Origin of the sequence: Streptomyces flavusporus (assembly GCF_046267975.1) — a bacterium.
Taxonomy (GTDB): Bacteria; Actinomycetota; Actinomycetes; order Streptomycetales; family Streptomycetaceae; genus Streptomyces; species Streptomyces flavusporus.
The window spans coordinates 6,873,520-6,889,425 of record NZ_CP176503.1 but is presented as its reverse complement, the minus strand read 5'-3'; the positions used below and the strand labels follow the sequence as shown (position 1 = coordinate 6,889,425).

Genomic DNA, 15,906 nt, shown 5'->3' with positions numbered 1-15,906 from the left:
GGGAAAGGGAAGTATGGCCTCCGCTCACGCCCAAGGGAGGCGGACATGGCCGCACACGCAGCGCACGGGGGAACACGGCGGCGGATCCGGTTCGACGATCATCTTCCCGTCGACCACCGCCTGAACCAGGTCTACCGCGTCGGCGCGGGTCTGATGGGGCTGGTGCTGATCGCCTTCGGCATCCTCGGCCTGATCGACAAGGTCGGCTTCTTCGACACCCGCGGGGACCAGGTCGCGGGCCTGAACACGAACGGCGCGCTGAGCGTCCTGTCGATCTGCGTGGGGCTGCTGCTCTTCGTCGGCATGGTGATCGGCGGGAACTTCGCCTCGACGCTCAACATGATCGTCGGCGTCGCCTTCATCCTCAGCGGCTTTCTGAACCTGGGGCTGCTGGACACGGACTACAACTTCCTCGCCTTCCGCATCCAGAACGTGCTGTTCAGCTTCGTGTTCGGTGTGGTGCTGATGTTCTTCGGGATGTACGGGAGGGTCGGCTCGGCCCTGCCGCACGACAACCCGTACTGGCGGGCCCGCCATCCCGACCTGGTCGAGCCGGAGCCGCGGGAGCGGGCGCGCGGAGCGGCCGTGGCGCGCGACGAATCCCGGCGGCCGCCGGAGAGCGCCCGTTAACCTGTGTGTATGCCTCGCTACGAGTACCGCTGCCGGACCTGCGGCGACACCTTCGAACTGAGCCGCCCCATGGCCGAGTCCTCCGCCCCGGCCACCTGCCCGACGGGCCACGACGACACGGTGAAGCTGCTGTCGACCGTGGCGGTGGGCGGCTCGGCCACCGCCCCTGCGCCGGCTCCGCGAGCGGGCGGCGGGGGCGGGTGCTGTGGCGGAGGCTGCTGCGGCTGACGGCGTTGCCCTGACGCGGGCCGCCACCGCCTACGGCCGCTCCCGGGACGCCCGCAGGAACTCGCGCAGGATGCGCTCCCCGGCCAGTACACCCCGCTCGGGAAGAGAGGTGATGTCGGGCGCGCTCCACCCGCTGTCGGCCAGCTCGCCGTGCCCCGGACGCCAGCCCTTGTCCACCGCGAGCAGCAGGTCGGCGTCGAGGAGGGAGTCGCCCGCGGCGAGCGTGAGGTCGGCGCCGGTGCGGAGGGCTATCTCCTGCACGGCCGCGCTCTTGGTGAGCGGCTTCGGCACGGCGTAGATCTTGCGGCCCTGCAGGGAGACCGTCCAGCCGCGGTTCTCCGCCCACACCGCGAGTTCCTTCACCCAGTCCTCGGGGAGCAGCTCGCGCTCGACGACGAGGTAGGCGAAGAGGTCGTCGGCGACCCGGTGCTTGCGCACCCAGACCGGATCCGCGGCCCTCAGCAGATGTTCCTGCACCTCGGCCAGCGACGCGCACTCGTCGGCCAGGCGGGCCGTCACGCGCGCGTACCAGTCGGGGTCCGACACCCCGTCCACCAGCAGGTGCCCGCCGTTCGCGCAGATCGCGTACTTCGGCGTGGGGCCAGGGAGGTTGATGCGGTGGTACTGCTTGCGGGTGCGGGTCGTGGTCGGCACGAAGACCGCGGAGTCGGCGAGGTCCGCGAGCAGCGTCGCCGACGTCTCGGTCATGTACGAGAGCGGCTTGCTCTCATGCACCTCGACACACAGCAGCCGTGGCGCCCGCGCGTCCGGCATGGTCAGCGACAGGGCCGCCGCGGAGTAGATGAGCGTACGGTCGAGGTCGCTCGCCACCAGCACCGGCATCAGACAGCCACCGCCCTTCCGTCGGCGCCCGTCGCGCCGCGCGTGTACTTGGGATGGATCAGCCCCACGCAGGTGTAGGGGAGCTCGGCGACCTCCTCGACCGGTACCCCTCGCTGCTCGGCGAGCAGCCGGACGTGGTCCAGGTCGGGGCCGGCGTCGGCGCGGGCCAGGATCTTCCACGGCACGCGGCGCAGCAGGACCCGCGTGGTCTCGCCCACGCCGGGCTTGACGAGGTTGACGTCGTGGATGCCGTACTCCTCGCTGATGCGCTCGACGGCCGCCCAGCCTTCCCAGGTCGGGGTGCGGTCGGCGGCCAGCAGTTCCTTGACGGCGGCGTCGACCGCGGCCGCGGCCTCGTCGAAGCAGGCGGAGACGGCGTCGAGGAAGGCCGTGGAGACGTCGGCGCCGGCGAGTTCGCGGTAGAACTTGGCGCCGTGGAAGTCGTTCGGGCCCACCAGGTCGGCTCGCAGCACGGTGCGCGATATCAGGCCGGACACCGTGGAGTTGAGGCAGGCGGACGGGATGAGGTAGTCCTCGCGGGTGCCGTAGGTCCGGACGCAGGAGCCGGGGTCGGCGAGCACGGCGATCTCCGGGTCGAAGCCGGTGACGCCTTCCGATTCCTCGAACTCGCGCAGTGCCGCGGCCAGTTCGCGGGTGATGGCGCCCTTGCCCGTCCAGCCGTCGACGAAGACGACGTCGCGCGGGTCGTGCCGGGCGGCCAGCCAGCGCAGCGCGTTGGCGTCGATGCCGCGGCCACGCACGATGGACACGGCGTAGTGGGGCAGGTCGAGGCCGTGCCGGTGCTGCGCCCAGCGGCGCATCAGGATGCCGACGGGTGTGCCCGCGCGGGCCAGCGAGACCAGGACCGGGCGCGGGATGGGGGTCCCCCCGCTCATGGGGGTCCCCCCGCTCGAGCGAAGCCGAGAGTGGGGGAGAAGCCGAGACTGGGGGAGTTCGGCGAGGACGGTCTCGGTGACCACGCCCACGGCGTGGGCGATGCGCGCCGCGGAAGTCTCCAGGGCGGCGTGGAAGAGCTCCTGGTACTGCTCGCTGGGCTGGTACTCCACCGGCAGGGACTCCGCGTAGTGCGCACCGCCGCTCTGGATGGCCTCTTCGCGTTCCTCGGTGGGTGCTTCCAGCGTGACGTCCGACAGGTCCTGCAGCAGCCAGCCGACCTCTTCGGGCGCGTACGAGGAGAAGGCGGGGCCACGAAGGGGCTCGGGTAGCATGGCGGGCCTTTCGGAGGCATGCGCGGCCTCGGGAACGTACGACGGTACGACCGCGAGCAGGACGTGCGGGGTGTGGGCGGCAAGCTGGGTGAGGAGCCCGTCGGGTGCGTGCAGGGCGGGGGTGTCGGCGGTCGAGTCGACGACGGCGACGACGGCGTCGAAACCGCCGCCCGCGACGTTGTAGGCGTAGCGCTCGCCAGGACCGTCGGCCGGGTCGTCGTGCGCCGGGAAGACCAGGCGGGTGCGTATGGCATAGCCGGGGTCGTCGACGGCGAGGACGGGCGAGCGGGTCGTGGTGGAGAACCGTATGTCGGCGAGCGGGACGAGGTGTTCCAGCTCGCGGGCGAGGCGCAGCGGCGCGTACATCAGCTCCTCGCAGCCGAGGACCAGCACGCGCCGGGCGCCCGGCGGCAGGGCCTCCGCGAGGCGGGCGCCCATGGCGGGGAGAGCGGCCTCCAGGCGCCTGCGGTGGGCGGCGGTGAAGCCGTGCCGGCCACCGTCGGGCACCCCGGCGGGCCAGCGCAGATCGACCCGAGTGACGGCGCCGCCCGTCCGCTGGTCAGCACCGGCGCCTGTCGGCCCCGCGTCCGTCTGTTCGTGTTCGGCGACCAGGGCCTGGCCCTTTTCCAGTACGCCGTCCGGCAGGCGTACGGTCCCCTGGGCCGTGGCGACGAGGTCCACGCGGGCGCCTATTTCGTCCGCGAGCTCCGCGAGGCGGTCCTGGTCGATGGGCGAGCGCATGTCGACCAGGGCGACGACGACGTACCGGTCGCGGGGATAGCGCTCGTGCAGGGCGCGCACGGTGTTGAGGACGGTGTTGCCGGTGGAGAACTCGTCGTCGACCAGGACCAGTGGCCCGTCCCCGGCGAGCAGTTCCGGGTCCTCGGGGAGCAGCAGATGGGAGGTGGCGTGCGAGTGGGACTCCTCGAAGCCGCCGGCCTGCGCGACGCCGGGCACGGGGCGCCGGGTGGAGTGCAGGTACGGGGCGAAGCCGAGGCCGTCGGCGACCGCGTGGCCGAGCCCGGTGGCCGTCTCCGCGTACCCGACGACGACCGCGGCGCTCGCCCCGGCGTCCCCCAGTAGCTCCCGGACCCTCCGCCCGAGGGCGAACCCGGAGCCGTAGACGACCGACGGGGACTGCGGTACGTGCTTGCCGAGCACGTTCGACACGAGCAGGTGCGCCCGCTTGGGGTTGCGTCGCAGGGCGAGCCCCAGCAGGTCGGCCAGCGTGTCGTCGCCGGCGAGTTCGACGCCGAGCCGCTCGGCGACCCAGGTCCCGGACCAGGTCCCGTTCCCGTCGGCTCGGTTGTCCCCGTTGTTCACTGCCTTGTCCATGCGTTCCTTGTGTTCACCGGTGTTCGGCACCTTGCGTTCGACGGTATCGGCGGTTTCGGGGATTTCAGATGTTTCGGCGGGTTCCGGCGGCATCAGCCGGGGATTCCCGCGGCCAGCAGTTCCACGAAACCGATGTCCTCGTTGGCCACGCCGAACGCCTCGGCGCGCAGCAGCGTCCGCTCGGCCCAGGCGCGGTGCGGCTTCACCTCGTTCATTTTGTTCGTGTACGCCGACCTCAGCACGCCACCGCCCAGCCGCTCCGGCCGCAGGATGTCCTGGGCGTCGCTGAACTCCTCGTGACTGACCACCGACAGAGCGTGCACCGGCAGCACGTGCGAGGGATGGATGCAGGTCTTGCCGAGCAGACCGTTGGCCTGATCCAGCGTAATCTCCCGCAGCAGCCCGTCCATGGCGTGCTCGATCAGCGCCTCGCGCAGTTCCTCGGCCTGTCCCTCCAGGAAGGGGCTGCGCCGCAGCTGGGGCTTGAACATGCGTTCCTGCACCCGGAAGTACTCCCACACCGGCCCGGTCACCGTGAATCCGGTGCCGTCGGCCCGTCCCAGCATGTTCACCACGTCGGCGATCACGGAGGCGACGATCTGGACGTCGTAGGCGGTCATGTCGGGGGGTCTGCGCAGCCCGTACGAGGAGCAGAAGTCCGTCACACCGAGGCGCAGCGCGAGCACGCGGTCGCGGTACTTGTCGACGGCCCGGGAGATGCCCTCCAGGGTCTCGACCCGCGACTCCCGGTACAGCAGCTCGGGCGACTCCAGCACCGGCATGGCGAAAAGCCGCTGCCCGCTCGCCGCCTCTGCGGTGGCCACGGCCTCCAGGAAGGGGATGCCGCGTTCCTCCGTGAACTTCGGCAGTACGAATCCGGACAGCAGCCGGACGGCGGGGCCGAGGCGGCGGACCAGGTCGGGGATCTGCCCGGGGGTGCGGACGCGGATGAACAGCAGGGGCAGATCGTTGTCGTCGGCGCGGCCGGCGAGCTCGGTGAACTGGCGGACGAGGTTCTCCTCGCCCGCGCCGACGTCCGCGTCGTCGATCGAGTCCTCCAGGCACAGCACCATCGAGACCACGCCGCGTCCGGTCTGCTTGACGATGTCGTCGGCGAGCCGAGGGCGGGTCGCCGGGCTGTACAGCGTGGCGCCCAGGGCCGCGGAGAGCAGCCGGGCCGGGGAGCCGGCGGTGAAGTCGCACGGCTCCTGATGGAAGAGGCGCTGCCGCACCTCAGGGGCGATGTGCCCGAAATGACGCATAAAGCTCCCCTGTGGTGACTGAGCGGCCGATGTGCCGAGTAAAGGTGGCCGGTAATAGTACGTAGAAGGCCATGTCAGGGGTTCCCGCTGGGCATGAATTTCAGGTAACGCAGGGCAAGCAGGGCCATGTCGACGGCACTGCGGGGCGGTCCCGGAACCCCGACCCCGCGTTGTCGTGCCCAGGACGGAGAGGGCAGGATGACCGCATGACGCACGCGATGCTGAAGGGGTCGAACGTCCCGCTCGAAGCCACGACGGTGCGCGCCGTGCTGCGCTGGACGCCCGGGCAGGGGGTCCCGGATGTCGACGCCTCGGCGCTGCTCCTCGGCCCCGACGGTCGTGTGCGCTCCGACGAGGACTTCGTCTTCTACAACCAGCCCCGGCACCCCTCCGGGAAGGTCTGGCGGCTCGGCAAGAAACGGGTCACCGAAGGCCTGACCGACACGATCCAGACAGACCTCTCCGGTGTCGAGTCCGACGTCAGCCAGATTCTGCTGGTCGCTTCGGCGGACGGCGTCGCGTTCGACTGCGTACAGACACTGCGCATTCTGCTGTACGACGCGGCTGCGCCCGACGGTGAGCCGCTGGCCTACTTCGACGTCAAGCCGGAGACCGGTGAGGAGACCGCGCTGATCTGCGGTGAGCTGTACCGGCGGGGCGAGGGGTGGAAGTTCCGCGCGCTCGGCGAGGGGTATTCGAACGGGCTCAAGGGGCTGGCGACGGACTTCGGGATCTCGGTGGACGAGTCGGAGGCCGCGCAGGAGCCTGCCCCGGCCGCCGACACCACGTCCGCTCCGGCGCACCGGCCGGCACCCGAGGTGTCGCGTCCCCTGCCCCCGGAGCAGCCGACGACGGTCGTACCGCCGCAGACCGCGCAGCCTGCGTACGGGTATCCGCAGCAGCAGCCCGCGGCGGCGGCGAGTCAGCCGGCGTACGGGTATCCGCAGCCGACCAGTCAGCCTGCCTACGGGTATCCGCAGCCCGCTCCGGCGACCGCGCAGTCCGGGTACGGATATCCGCCACCGGTACCGGTGCCGGCCGCCGCACCGGACCCCGACTTCCGGCTGCCGCCGCAGGGGCCGCAGTTCATCGGGCGCTGAGCGCTCCGCTGGGTGCCGCGATGTGCCGTCCATCGCCTGCCGCGCCGTCGTGGCTGGTCGCTCCCCCACTCTCGGCTTCGCTCGAGCGGGGGGACCCCCATCGCGGCGGTAGCCGCATATCGAAACAGCCCCGCGCCCCTTCGGGGCGCTGCCCAACCGTCCCTCAGCGCTGTGGCTTCGTCTTGTGGCCCCGTCCCCACTGCAAGCCCCACCCGTACAGCCGGTCCAGCTCCGCCTGGAAGCCGTACACGAACTTCACCTCGCGGCGGACCCACACCTCGTTCTTGACGTTCTCGATCATCACGACGGCGCAGGAGCGGGCCTGGGGGTGGCGTTCGTCGAGGCCGATCTCGATGCGGGGGCCGTTGCTGGGGTAGAGGGTCACGATGGCGTGGGTGCGGTCGAACGCGGGGGTCTGGTCGTAGATGTAGACGAAGACCAGGAGGCGTTTGATCGCCTCGCGGTGGTCCAGGTTGACGTAGATCGTCTCGCCCGACGCCGAGCCGAAGCGGTCGTCGCCGCTGAGCTTGACGTAGGGCGGGGCGTTGACGTCACCGAAGTAGCCGCCGAGGGGCTGGACCACGCCCCTTGTGCCGTCCTGGAGCTCGTACAGACACCCCAGGTCGAGGTCGACGTTGACCATGCTCTGGCTGTGGCCCACGACCTCCGGCGGTTTGAGCGCCTTGAACGGGTGCCGCAGCAGACTCTCCCGCTGCGGCCCGCCTATGTCGGAGCTGCGCATCCGCCACGCCAGGTTGATCCGCAGATGCCCGGTCGCCGCCCCCTGTTTGGTGAGGGACACCTGGCTGTGCCGTTTGGTCAGTTCGATCGCGTTGGTGGCCGCGTTGCCCGAGTCGAACTCGGCTGCGCGTCCGCGCCAGAGCCCGTCCAACAAGCCCATTTCCGCCCCCACATTCGCTTGCCCCACACATGCGCCTGACAGACCGGCGGGGCGGCCGTCGAGGACATCCATCCGTCCTCGATGACCGCCCCGCACAGAGCGTTCCTCACCCGGAGGGGTGTCACACCCTGGACGAGACCTCAGTCTTCTCGTCCGAGCCCGCTTCTCCCTCGGCCGCCGCCAGCGCGCGGTTGCGGCGCACCGAGGACCAGAAGGAGGCGGCGATCAGCACGACACCGACCAGGCCGGTGATGATCTCGGAGATCTCGTACTGGATGGTGATCAGCAGGATCACCGCGAGCGCACCGATCGCGTAGTGGGCGCCGTGCTCCAGGTAGACGTACTCGTCGAGGGTGCCCTGGCGGACCAGGTAGACGGTCAGCGACCGGACGTACATGGCGCCGATGCCGAGGCCGAGCGCCATCAGCACGATGTCGTTGGTGATGGCGAAGGCGCCGATCACGCCGTCGAAGGAGAAGGACGCGTCCAGCACCTCGAGGTAGAGGAACATGAAGAAGGCGGCCTGGCCGGCCAGCAGCACTGCGGGCTTCTGCTTGCCCGTGCGCTTGGCCTCTTCCTCCTCCTCGTGCTCGCGCTCCTCCTCTTCCTCGAGCTTGTCCTCGAAGTAGCCGGAGAGACCGCCGACGATCATGTACGTGATGAGGCCGGCGACGCCGGACAGCAGTACCGTCTCCGCCTTGTTGGCGGGCCCGGCGTGCAGATGGGCGTGGGTCGCGAAGGTCATCGAGGTGATCAGCAGGACGATCAGCGCGATGCAGACCGACAGCATGTCGACCTTGCCCAGCTTGGCCAGCGGCCGCTCCAGCCAGCCCAGCCACTTGATCTCCCGGTCCTCGAAGATGAAGTCCAGGAAGATCATCAGCAGGAACATGCCACCGAAGGCCGCGATCGCCGGGTGGGCGTCGGTGACGAGCTCCTGGTAACGGTCCTTGTCGGTCAGCGCGAGGTCGACGGCCTCGATCGGACCGAGCTGTGCGCTGACGGCGACGATGACGACGGGGAAGATCAGCCGCATACCGAAGACGGCGATCAGGATGCCGATGGTGAGGAAGATGCGCTGCCAGAAGGCGTTCATCTTCTTCAGGATTCCGGCGTTGACCACTGCGTTGTCGAAGGACAGCGAGATCTCGAGGATGGAGAGGATCGCCACGATGCCGAAGGCGGTCCACCCCCCGTACAAGACCGCCGCGACTAGGCCGAGCGCGGTGACCGCGAACGACCAGCCGAAGGTTTTCAGAACCACTGGCTACCCAATCCCTTGTGTACGGGTATACGGGTCTCCCCCGCGCCGTACCCGGCTTTACGAAACGTTGACCCCAAAGTCTAGAGCGATCCCCCGCAGCCCCGACGCGTACCCCTGTCCTACCGCACGGAACTTCCATTCTCCCTGGTAGCGGTAGACCTCGCCAAAGATCATGGCGGTCTCCGTGGAGGCGTCCTCACTGAGGTCGTAGCGGGCGAGCTCCTGGCCGTCGGCCTGGTTGACGACCCGGATGAAGGCGTTGCTGACCTGGCCGAAGGTCTGGCCGCGCTCGTCGGCCAGGTGGATCGAGACCGGGAAGACGATCTTGTCGCACTGGGCGGGCACCTTGGAGAGGTCGATGAGGATCGACTCGTCGTCGCCGTCGCCCTCACCGGTGAGGTTGTCGCCGGTGTGCTCCACCGAGCCGTCCGGGCTCTTGAGCTGGTTGTAGAAGATGAACCACTCGTCGCCCAGCACCCGTCCGCTGCTGCACACCAGGGCGCTGGCGTCGAGGTCGAACGGGGCTCCGGTGGTGGAACGCGCGTCCCAGCCGAGCCCGACCATCACCTGTGCGAGGTTCGGCGCGGCCTTGGACAGGGAGACGTTGCCCCCCTTGGCGAGCGTGACGCCCATGATGCTGGTCCTCCCCTGGGTGCTGCTGCCTGATGTGGTTGTCCTGCACGTCCGGCGCCGCACGCAAACGCGCGGCGCCGGACAGGACCTTGCGGTGGGGGCGTGGCTCAGACGTTCACGCCGAAGTCCTGCGCGATGCCGCGCAGGCCGGAGGCGTAACCCTGGCCGATGGCGCGGAACTTCCACTCCGCGCCGTGGCGGTACAGCTCGCCGAAGACCATGGCGGTCTCGGTCGAGGCGTCCTCACTGAGGTCGTACCGCGCGATCTCCGCACCGCCGGCCTGGTTCACGACGCGGATGAACGCGTTGCGGACCTGGCCGAAGGACTGCTGGCGGTTCTCGGCGTCGTAGATGGACACCGGGAAGACGATCTTCTCGATGTCGGCGGGGACGCCGGCGAGGTTGACCTTGATCTGCTCGTCGTCGCCCTCGCCCTCACCGGTGATGTTGTCGCCGGTGTGCTCCACCGAGCCGTCCGGGCTCTTCAGGTTGTTGAAGAAGATGAAGTGCTGGTCACTGCTGACCTTGCCCGAATTGTTCAGCAGCAGCGCGCTCGCGTCGAGGTCGAAGTCCGTGCCGGTCGTGGTGCGCACGTCCCACCCCAGACCGACGATGACCGCGGTCAGGCCCGGGGCCTCCTTGGTCAGCGATACGTTGCCGCCCTTGCTGAGGCTGACTCCCACGAGTCCCTCCATTGGTGTCCGGGGGCGGGAAGCCCCGTCGTGCGTTGCTATCGGGTCAAACGAGTCGATCCTAGTGACGGGTTCCCGGCCCTCGTAGGGCCTTGAACCGAAGAATCACAGGGTGTCGAGCGCCTTGACGTACTCGTTCAGATCGCGGGCGTCCGGGAGCCCGTTGCGGACGGTCCAGCGGACGACGCCGTCCTTGTCGATGACGAAGGTGCCGCGTACCGCGCAGCCCTTGTCCTCGTCGAACACGCCGTACGCGCGCGAGGTGGCGCCGTGCGGCCAGAAGTCCGACAGCAGGGGGTACTCCAGGCCCTCCTGCTCGGCGAAGACGCGCAGGGTGTGGATGGAGTCGTTGGAGACGGCGAGCACCTGGGTGTCGCGGTCCTCGAACTTGGGGAGGTTGTCCCGGACCTCGCACAGCTCGCCGGTGCACACGCCGGTGAAGGCGAAGGGGTAGAAGAGCAGGACCACGTTCTTCTCACCGCGGAAGTCCGAGAGCTTCACGTCCCGGCCGTGGTTGTCCTTCAGCTCGAAGTCGGGCGCCTTGTCGCCGACCTGGATGGCCATCGTGCATCCCTTCGGTGGGGCTGTTCGGGTGGGCCCACCCTACGCAGAGGTCACCGAAGAAGCGCCGGACGGGCTGACCGACCAGCCCGTCCGGCGTTCGAGGACGAGGCCGTTCAGCCCGTCCTGACGTTCAACGAACGGTCACCGCTTGGACTTCGCGGCCTTGGGCGTCGCCAGGCGGCTGCCGCTCCAGTCCTTGCCGACGCTGACGCTCTTGGACGCCGTCAGTCCCGCCGTGGTCGCGGCTTCCGAGATGTCGCTCGGCTCCACGTATCCCGTACGGCCGGTCTTCGGCGTGAGGAGCAGGATCGCGCCGCCTTCCTCGATGTACGTGGTGGCATCCACCAGCGCATCCGTCAGGTCGCCGTCGTCGTCACGGAACCACAGCACGACGGCGTCGGCCACGTCCTCGTAGTCCTCGTCCACCAGATCGCCCTCGATGGCTTCCTCGATGGCCTCGCGGAGCTCCTGGTCGACGTCGTCGTCGTAGCCGATCTCCTGGACCACCTGCCCGGGCTGGAACCCCAGCCTGGCGGCAGGGTTCGTCCGCTCCTCCGCGTGGTCCGCGGTCGCGCTCACGGGTTGCCTCCTGATCATGTCTTGATGAATATCTCAGCCACGCGCGTGCGCGAAGCATTGGCCGTAGTCCACACGGGCGGGGCGGATCGCGCAAGTACCCGGCGGTTCGGGCCGCCTAAACGGTGACGATCCCGGCCGTGTCGCCGCAACTCCAGGCATGGCACTGTGATCGAGGGTGACACACACCACACCTATCTGCCCCCTTTTGTACGTTTGGGAACCGTCCATGGGTACGAAATTCACATGGCTTTGCGCCGAGAGCAGACGAACGTCTCGATTACCTCTCGGTAGAGATGACGTTTGCGGTCCCGAGGTACACGATGGGGATCGGTGCAGGCACACAGACGAAAACCGGCCCTCAGACAGCCCCTCTGACAGGTAAGGAACAGCGTGGCTTCCGGATCCGATCGCAATCCGATCATCATTGGCGGCCTTCCGAGTCAGGTTCCTGACTTCGACCCCGCGGAGACCCAGGAGTGGCTCGACTCCCTCGACGCCGCCATCGACGAGCGCGGCCGTGAGCGGGCCCGCTATCTGATGCTGCGGCTGATCGAGCGGGCCCGCGAGAAGCGCGTGGCCGTGCCCGAGATGCGCAGCACGGACTACGTCAACACCATCGCCACCAAGGACGAGCCGTTCTTCCCGGGCAACGAGGAGATCGAGCGCAAGATCCTCAACGCGACCCGCTGGAACGCGGCCGTCATGGTCTCCCGGGCCCAGCGGCCCGGCATCGGAGTCGGCGGCCACATCGCGACGTTCGCGTCCTCCGCCTCCCTCTACGACGTCGGCTTCAACCATTTCTTCCGCGGCAAGGACGAGGGCGACGGCGGCGACCAGGTCTTCTTCCAGGGGCATGCCTCCCCGGGCATCTACGCGCGCGCGTACCTGCTCGACCGCCTCAGCGAGCAGCACCTGGACGGGTTCCGGCAGGAGAAGTCCAAGGCGCCGTACGGGCTGTCCAGCTATCCGCACCCGCGCTCGATGCCGGGCTTCTGGGAGTTCCCGACGGTCTCCATGGGCCTCGGCCCGATCGGCGCGATCTACCAGGCGCGGATGAACCGCTACATGCACGCGCGCGGGATCGCGGACACCTCCAACTCGCATGTGTGGGCCTTCCTCGGTGACGGCGAGATGGACGAGCCGGAATCACTCGGCCAGCTGTCCATCGCCGCCCGCGAGGGCCTGGACAACCTCACCTTCGTCGTCAACTGCAACCTGCAGCGCCTGGACGGCCCGGTGCGGGGCAACGGCAAGATCATCCAGGAGCTCGAGTCGGTCTTCCGCGGCGCCGGCTGGAATGTGGTCAAGCTGATCTGGGACCGCACCTGGGACCCGCTGCTCGCGCAGGACCGCGACGGTGTGCTGGTCAACAAGATGAACACCACGCCGGACGGTCAGTTCCAGACGTACGCGACCGAGACCGGCGCCTACATCCGCGACCACTTCTTCGGCGACGACCACCGGCTGCGCGCGATGGTCGAGGGCATGACCGACCACCAGATCCTGATGCTGGGCCGCGGCGGCCACGACCACCGGAAGATCTACGCGGCGTTCTCGGCGGCCAAGGCGCACAAGGGGCAGCCGACGGTCATCCTGGCCAAGACGATCAAGGGCTGGACGCTGGGCCCGAACTTCGAGGGCCGCAACGCCACGCACCAGATGAAGAAGCTGACGGTCGACGACCTCAAGCGCTTCCGGGACCGCCTCCACCTGCCGATCGCCGACAAGGACCTGGAGTCCGGCCTGCCGCCGTACTACCACCCGGGCCGGGACTCGGAGGACATCCAGTACATGCACGACCGGCGCAAGGGGCTCGGCGGGTACGTCCCGACGCGGGTCGTGCGGTCGAAGCCGCTGGCGCTGCCGGACGACAAGACGTACGCGACCGTGAAGAAGGGCTCGGGCCAGCAGTCCATCGCGACGACCATGGCCTTTGTCCGGCTCCTCAAAGACCTCATGCGGGACAAGGAGATCGGCAAGCGGTTCGTGCTGATCGCGCCGGACGAGTACCGCACCTTCGGAATGGACTCCTTCTTCCCGAGCGCGAAGATCTACAACCCGCTGGGCCAGCAGTACGAGGCTGTGGACCGGGACCTGCTGCTCGCGTACAAGGAGTCGCCGACCGGGCAGATGCTGCACGACGGCATCTCCGAGGCCGGCTGCACGGCGTCGCTGGTCGCGGCGGGTTCGGCGTACGCCACGCACGGCGAGCCGCTCATCCCGGTGTACGTCTTCTACTCGATGTTCGGTTTCCAGCGCACCGGCGACCAGTTCTGGCAGATGGCCGACCAGCTGGCGCGCGGTTTCGTCCTGGGCGCGACCGCCGGACGTACGACGCTGACCGGTGAGGGTCTCCAGCACGCGGACGGCCACTCCCAGCTGCTCGCCTCGACGAACCCGGGCTGTGTGGCGTACGACCCGGCGTACTCGTACGAGATCGCGCACATCGTCAAGGACGGTCTGCGCCGGATGTACGGCGGCGACGAGGAGCACCCGCAGGGCGAGGACGTCTTCTACTACCTCACCGTCTACAACGAGCCGATCCAGCACCCGGCCGAACCGGAGAACGTGGACGTCGAGGGCATCCTCAAGGGCGTCCACCGGCTCAGCGAGGGCACGTCGGGGTCGATCCCGGCGCAGATCATGGCCTCGGGTGTCGCGGTGCCGTGGGCGGTCGAGGCGCAGCAGATCCTCGCCGAGGAGTGGAACGTGAAGGCCGGCGTCTGGTCGGCGACCTCCTGGAACGAGCTGCGGCGCGAGGCCGTGGCCTGCGAGGAGCACAACCTGCTGCACCCCGAGGAGGAGCAGCGGGTGCCGTACGTGACGCGGAAGCTGAGCGATGCGGAGGGGCCGTTCGTGGCCGTGTCCGACTGGATGCGGTCGGTTCCGGACCAGATCGCGCGGTGGGTGCCGGGGACGTACCAGTCGCTGGGTGCGGACGGCTTCGGCTTCGCCGACACGCGCGGGGCGGCGCGGCGGTTCTTCCACATCGACGCGCAGTCGATCGTGGTGGCGGTGCTGGCCGAGCTGGCGAAGGAGGGGAAGGTCGACCGGTCGGTGCTGAAGCAGGCGATCGACCGGTACCAGCTCCTCGACGTCGCGGCGGCCGATCCGGGGGTCGCGGGCGGCGACGCGTAGGCCCTCGACAGGTCTGCTTCGAGGGCGGTGGGGCTGTGGTTTCCGGCTCCGCCGCCCTCGCGCGTTCACCGGCCCGGCGGGTTCTTTACGATGCGGACATGAAGGAGCAATCGGCGCAGGAGCGGTGGGAGCGGCGAACCCAGAGACCGCTGCTGGCGCTGGCCGTCGTGTTCGCCGTCGCCTATGCCGTGCCGATCGTGGACGGCTCGCCGAGCCGTTCGACGGAGGTCGCCTGTCTGGCGATCGAGTGGGTGGTCTGGGGCGCGTTCGCGGCGGACTACGGGGTGCGGGTGGTGCTGGCGCACGATCGCCGGGCGTTCGTACGACGGCACTGGCTGGACCTGTGTGCGGTGATCCTGCCGTTGCTTCAGCCGTTGCGGCTGCTGCGGCTGGTGTCCACGTTGCTGCTGGTGGGGCGGCGGGCGCGGATGGCCACGCAGATACGGCTGACGACGTATGTGGCCGGCACGGTGATCGGGCTGCTGATGTTCGGGTCGCTGGCCGTGCTGTCGGTGGAGCGGGACGCTCCCGGCGGGAACATCCGGACGCTGGGTGACGCGGTGTGGTGGTCGTTCACGACGATGACGACCGTGGGGTACGGGGATCATGCGCCGACCACCGGGGTGGGGCGGTTGCTCGCGGTGGGGCTGATGCTGTCCGGGATCGCGCTGCTGGGTGTGGTGACGGCGAACATCGCCGCATGGTTCATCTCCCGGTTCGAGAGGGACGATGTGGAGGAGCGGCGGCAGACGGAGGCGATCGCGGCGTTGACGGAGGAGGTCCGGGCGTTGCGGGCGGAGGTTGCGATGTTGTCCGGGTCGGCGGTTCCGCAACCGGTTGGGGAGGACCAGCGGCGTTGACCGGCTGACCGGCGTTGGTGCCGGAGGTGGGGCGCGCAGCCCGGCGCTGACGGGGTGCCTCCCCCAGAGGGGGACGCACGAATGCCCGCGGACCGACGGGGCCTCCGGCGGCGACGCCGGAGGCCCCTCCTCACCCCCCCCGGCTCAGAACATGCCGGTGCCCGGGGTGGTCGCTCCGGACAGCCAGATGATCGCCAGGAGCGTGTCGATGGTGCCCAGGACGACGGCGATCAGGGCCGGGACCGAGCGGGAGCCGGTCCATGTGCGGCCCATGGAAAGCCAGCCGCAGACGATCGCCACCGGGCCGAGGAAGATTCCCAGCACGAAGAAACCGGCGATCGCACAGATGGCACCGATGATTCCGAGCGTCGCGCGATCCGGCCCGGTCCGTGACCACGTCCGGCCACGTGAGCGGGGGTACCTGCGCGTTCCCTGTCCGAAGCCCGCCATCATCAACTCCCTGGATCATCCGGGCTGTTCGGGTTCGGTAGGCGAGTACCCGCCATGCGCGCCTCAATCAGGTCTGCCGGCGCGCCACCCCCCTCCAGCAGCGCGCCGCAGCCCCAGGCCGCCCTCCTCGTCGTACGAAGTCGCACGAACTTGCCACGGGAACATGCCGTCCGAAGGGCTCGAGCCACTGTGAACTGC

15 protein-coding genes are annotated in these 15,906 nt (G+C 69.2%); 5 read left to right on the top strand and 10 right to left on the bottom strand.

What is annotated here, in order from left to right:
* Positions 1-45 precede the first annotated feature (45 nt).
* Positions 46-630: a DUF4383 domain-containing protein gene (locus tag ACKTSN_RS32595; RefSeq protein WP_409472386.1), complete on the top strand. Its 585-nt coding sequence runs from the start codon at positions 46-48 to the stop codon at positions 628-630.
* Positions 631-639: 9 nt separating this feature from the next.
* The gene (locus ACKTSN_RS32590) at positions 640-858 is read left to right on the top strand and encodes an FmdB family zinc ribbon protein (protein WP_129800854.1); all 219 of its coding nucleotides are present in this window, start codon (positions 640-642) and stop codon (positions 856-858) included.
* Positions 859-888: 30 nt separating this feature from the next.
* On the opposite strand, the gene ACKTSN_RS32585 is transcribed toward ACKTSN_RS32590, so the two are convergent.
* The 3 genes from ACKTSN_RS32585 to ACKTSN_RS32575 all read right to left on the bottom strand — a co-directional run bounded on the left by ACKTSN_RS32585 (position 889) and on the right by ACKTSN_RS32575 (position 5,527).
* On the bottom strand, positions 889-1,701 hold the full coding sequence (locus ACKTSN_RS32585; protein ID WP_409472385.1) for an HAD family hydrolase: 813 nt from the start codon (positions 1,699-1,701) through the stop codon (positions 889-891).
* On the bottom strand, positions 1,701-4,265 hold the full coding sequence (locus ACKTSN_RS32580; RefSeq protein ID WP_409472384.1) for a phosphoribosyltransferase: 2,565 nt from the start codon (positions 4,263-4,265) through the stop codon (positions 1,701-1,703). Before ACKTSN_RS32580 ends, ACKTSN_RS32585 begins: the two co-directional genes overlap by 1 nt.
* Positions 4,266-4,357: 92 nt before the next feature.
* Positions 4,358-5,527, bottom strand: coding sequence for an HpcH/HpaI aldolase/citrate lyase family protein (locus tag ACKTSN_RS32575; RefSeq protein ID WP_409472383.1), 1,170 nt, complete (start codon positions 5,525-5,527; stop codon positions 4,358-4,360).
* Positions 5,528-5,733: 206 nt separating this feature from the next.
* Between ACKTSN_RS32575 and ACKTSN_RS32570 the strand changes: the two genes are divergently transcribed.
* A complete protein-coding gene (locus ACKTSN_RS32570) occupies positions 5,734-6,627 on the top strand; it encodes a TerD family protein (RefSeq protein WP_409472382.1) in 894 nt (297 codons plus the stop codon).
* 163 nt (positions 6,628-6,790) lie between these two features.
* Here ACKTSN_RS32570 and ACKTSN_RS32565 read toward each other — a convergent pair whose 3' ends face one another.
* The 6 genes from ACKTSN_RS32565 to ACKTSN_RS32540 all read right to left on the bottom strand — a co-directional run bounded on the left by ACKTSN_RS32565 (position 6,791) and on the right by ACKTSN_RS32540 (position 11,260).
* Positions 6,791-7,528, bottom strand: a complete 738-nt coding sequence (locus ACKTSN_RS32565; protein ID WP_409472381.1) for a TerD family protein — start codon at positions 7,526-7,528, stop codon at positions 6,791-6,793.
* 121 nt (positions 7,529-7,649) lie between these two features.
* The gene (locus ACKTSN_RS32560; RefSeq protein ID WP_409472380.1) at positions 7,650-8,792 is read right to left on the bottom strand and encodes a DUF475 domain-containing protein; all 1,143 of its coding nucleotides are present in this window, start codon (positions 8,790-8,792) and stop codon (positions 7,650-7,652) included.
* A 57-nt stretch (positions 8,793-8,849) separates the two neighbouring features.
* Positions 8,850-9,425 carry a TerD family protein gene (locus tag ACKTSN_RS32555; RefSeq protein ID WP_409472379.1) on the bottom strand — a complete coding sequence of 192 codons (576 nt, stop codon included), beginning with the start codon at positions 9,423-9,425 and terminating at the stop codon, positions 8,850-8,852.
* 107 nt (positions 9,426-9,532) lie between these two features.
* The gene (locus tag ACKTSN_RS32550; RefSeq protein WP_409472378.1) at positions 9,533-10,108 is read right to left on the bottom strand and encodes a calcium homeostasis/redox stress adaptation protein; all 576 of its coding nucleotides are present in this window, start codon (positions 10,106-10,108) and stop codon (positions 9,533-9,535) included.
* Positions 10,109-10,222: 114 nt separating this feature from the next.
* The gene (locus ACKTSN_RS32545; protein ID WP_224733500.1) at positions 10,223-10,681 is read right to left on the bottom strand and encodes a peroxiredoxin; all 459 of its coding nucleotides are present in this window, start codon (positions 10,679-10,681) and stop codon (positions 10,223-10,225) included.
* Positions 10,682-10,822: 141 nt separating this feature from the next.
* The gene (locus ACKTSN_RS32540) at positions 10,823-11,260 is read right to left on the bottom strand and encodes a DUF3052 domain-containing protein (protein ID WP_165396382.1); all 438 of its coding nucleotides are present in this window, start codon (positions 11,258-11,260) and stop codon (positions 10,823-10,825) included.
* A 390-nt stretch (positions 11,261-11,650) separates the two neighbouring features.
* Between ACKTSN_RS32540 and aceE the strand changes: the two genes are divergently transcribed.
* Together aceE and ACKTSN_RS32530 are read left to right on the top strand one after the other, a co-directional pair.
* On the top strand, positions 11,651-14,398 hold the full coding sequence (gene aceE / locus ACKTSN_RS32535) for a pyruvate dehydrogenase (acetyl-transferring), homodimeric type (protein ID WP_409472377.1): 2,748 nt from the start codon (positions 11,651-11,653) through the stop codon (positions 14,396-14,398).
* A gap of 98 nt (positions 14,399-14,496) precedes the next feature.
* Positions 14,497-15,258, top strand: coding sequence for a potassium channel family protein (locus ACKTSN_RS32530; protein WP_409472376.1), 762 nt, complete (start codon positions 14,497-14,499; stop codon positions 15,256-15,258).
* Positions 15,259-15,402: 144 nt separating this feature from the next.
* Here ACKTSN_RS32530 and ACKTSN_RS32525 read toward each other — a convergent pair whose 3' ends face one another.
* Positions 15,403-15,711, bottom strand: coding sequence for a small hydrophobic protein (locus ACKTSN_RS32525; RefSeq protein ID WP_409472375.1), 309 nt, complete (start codon positions 15,709-15,711; stop codon positions 15,403-15,405).
* Between the last annotated feature and the right edge of the window lie 195 nt (positions 15,712-15,906).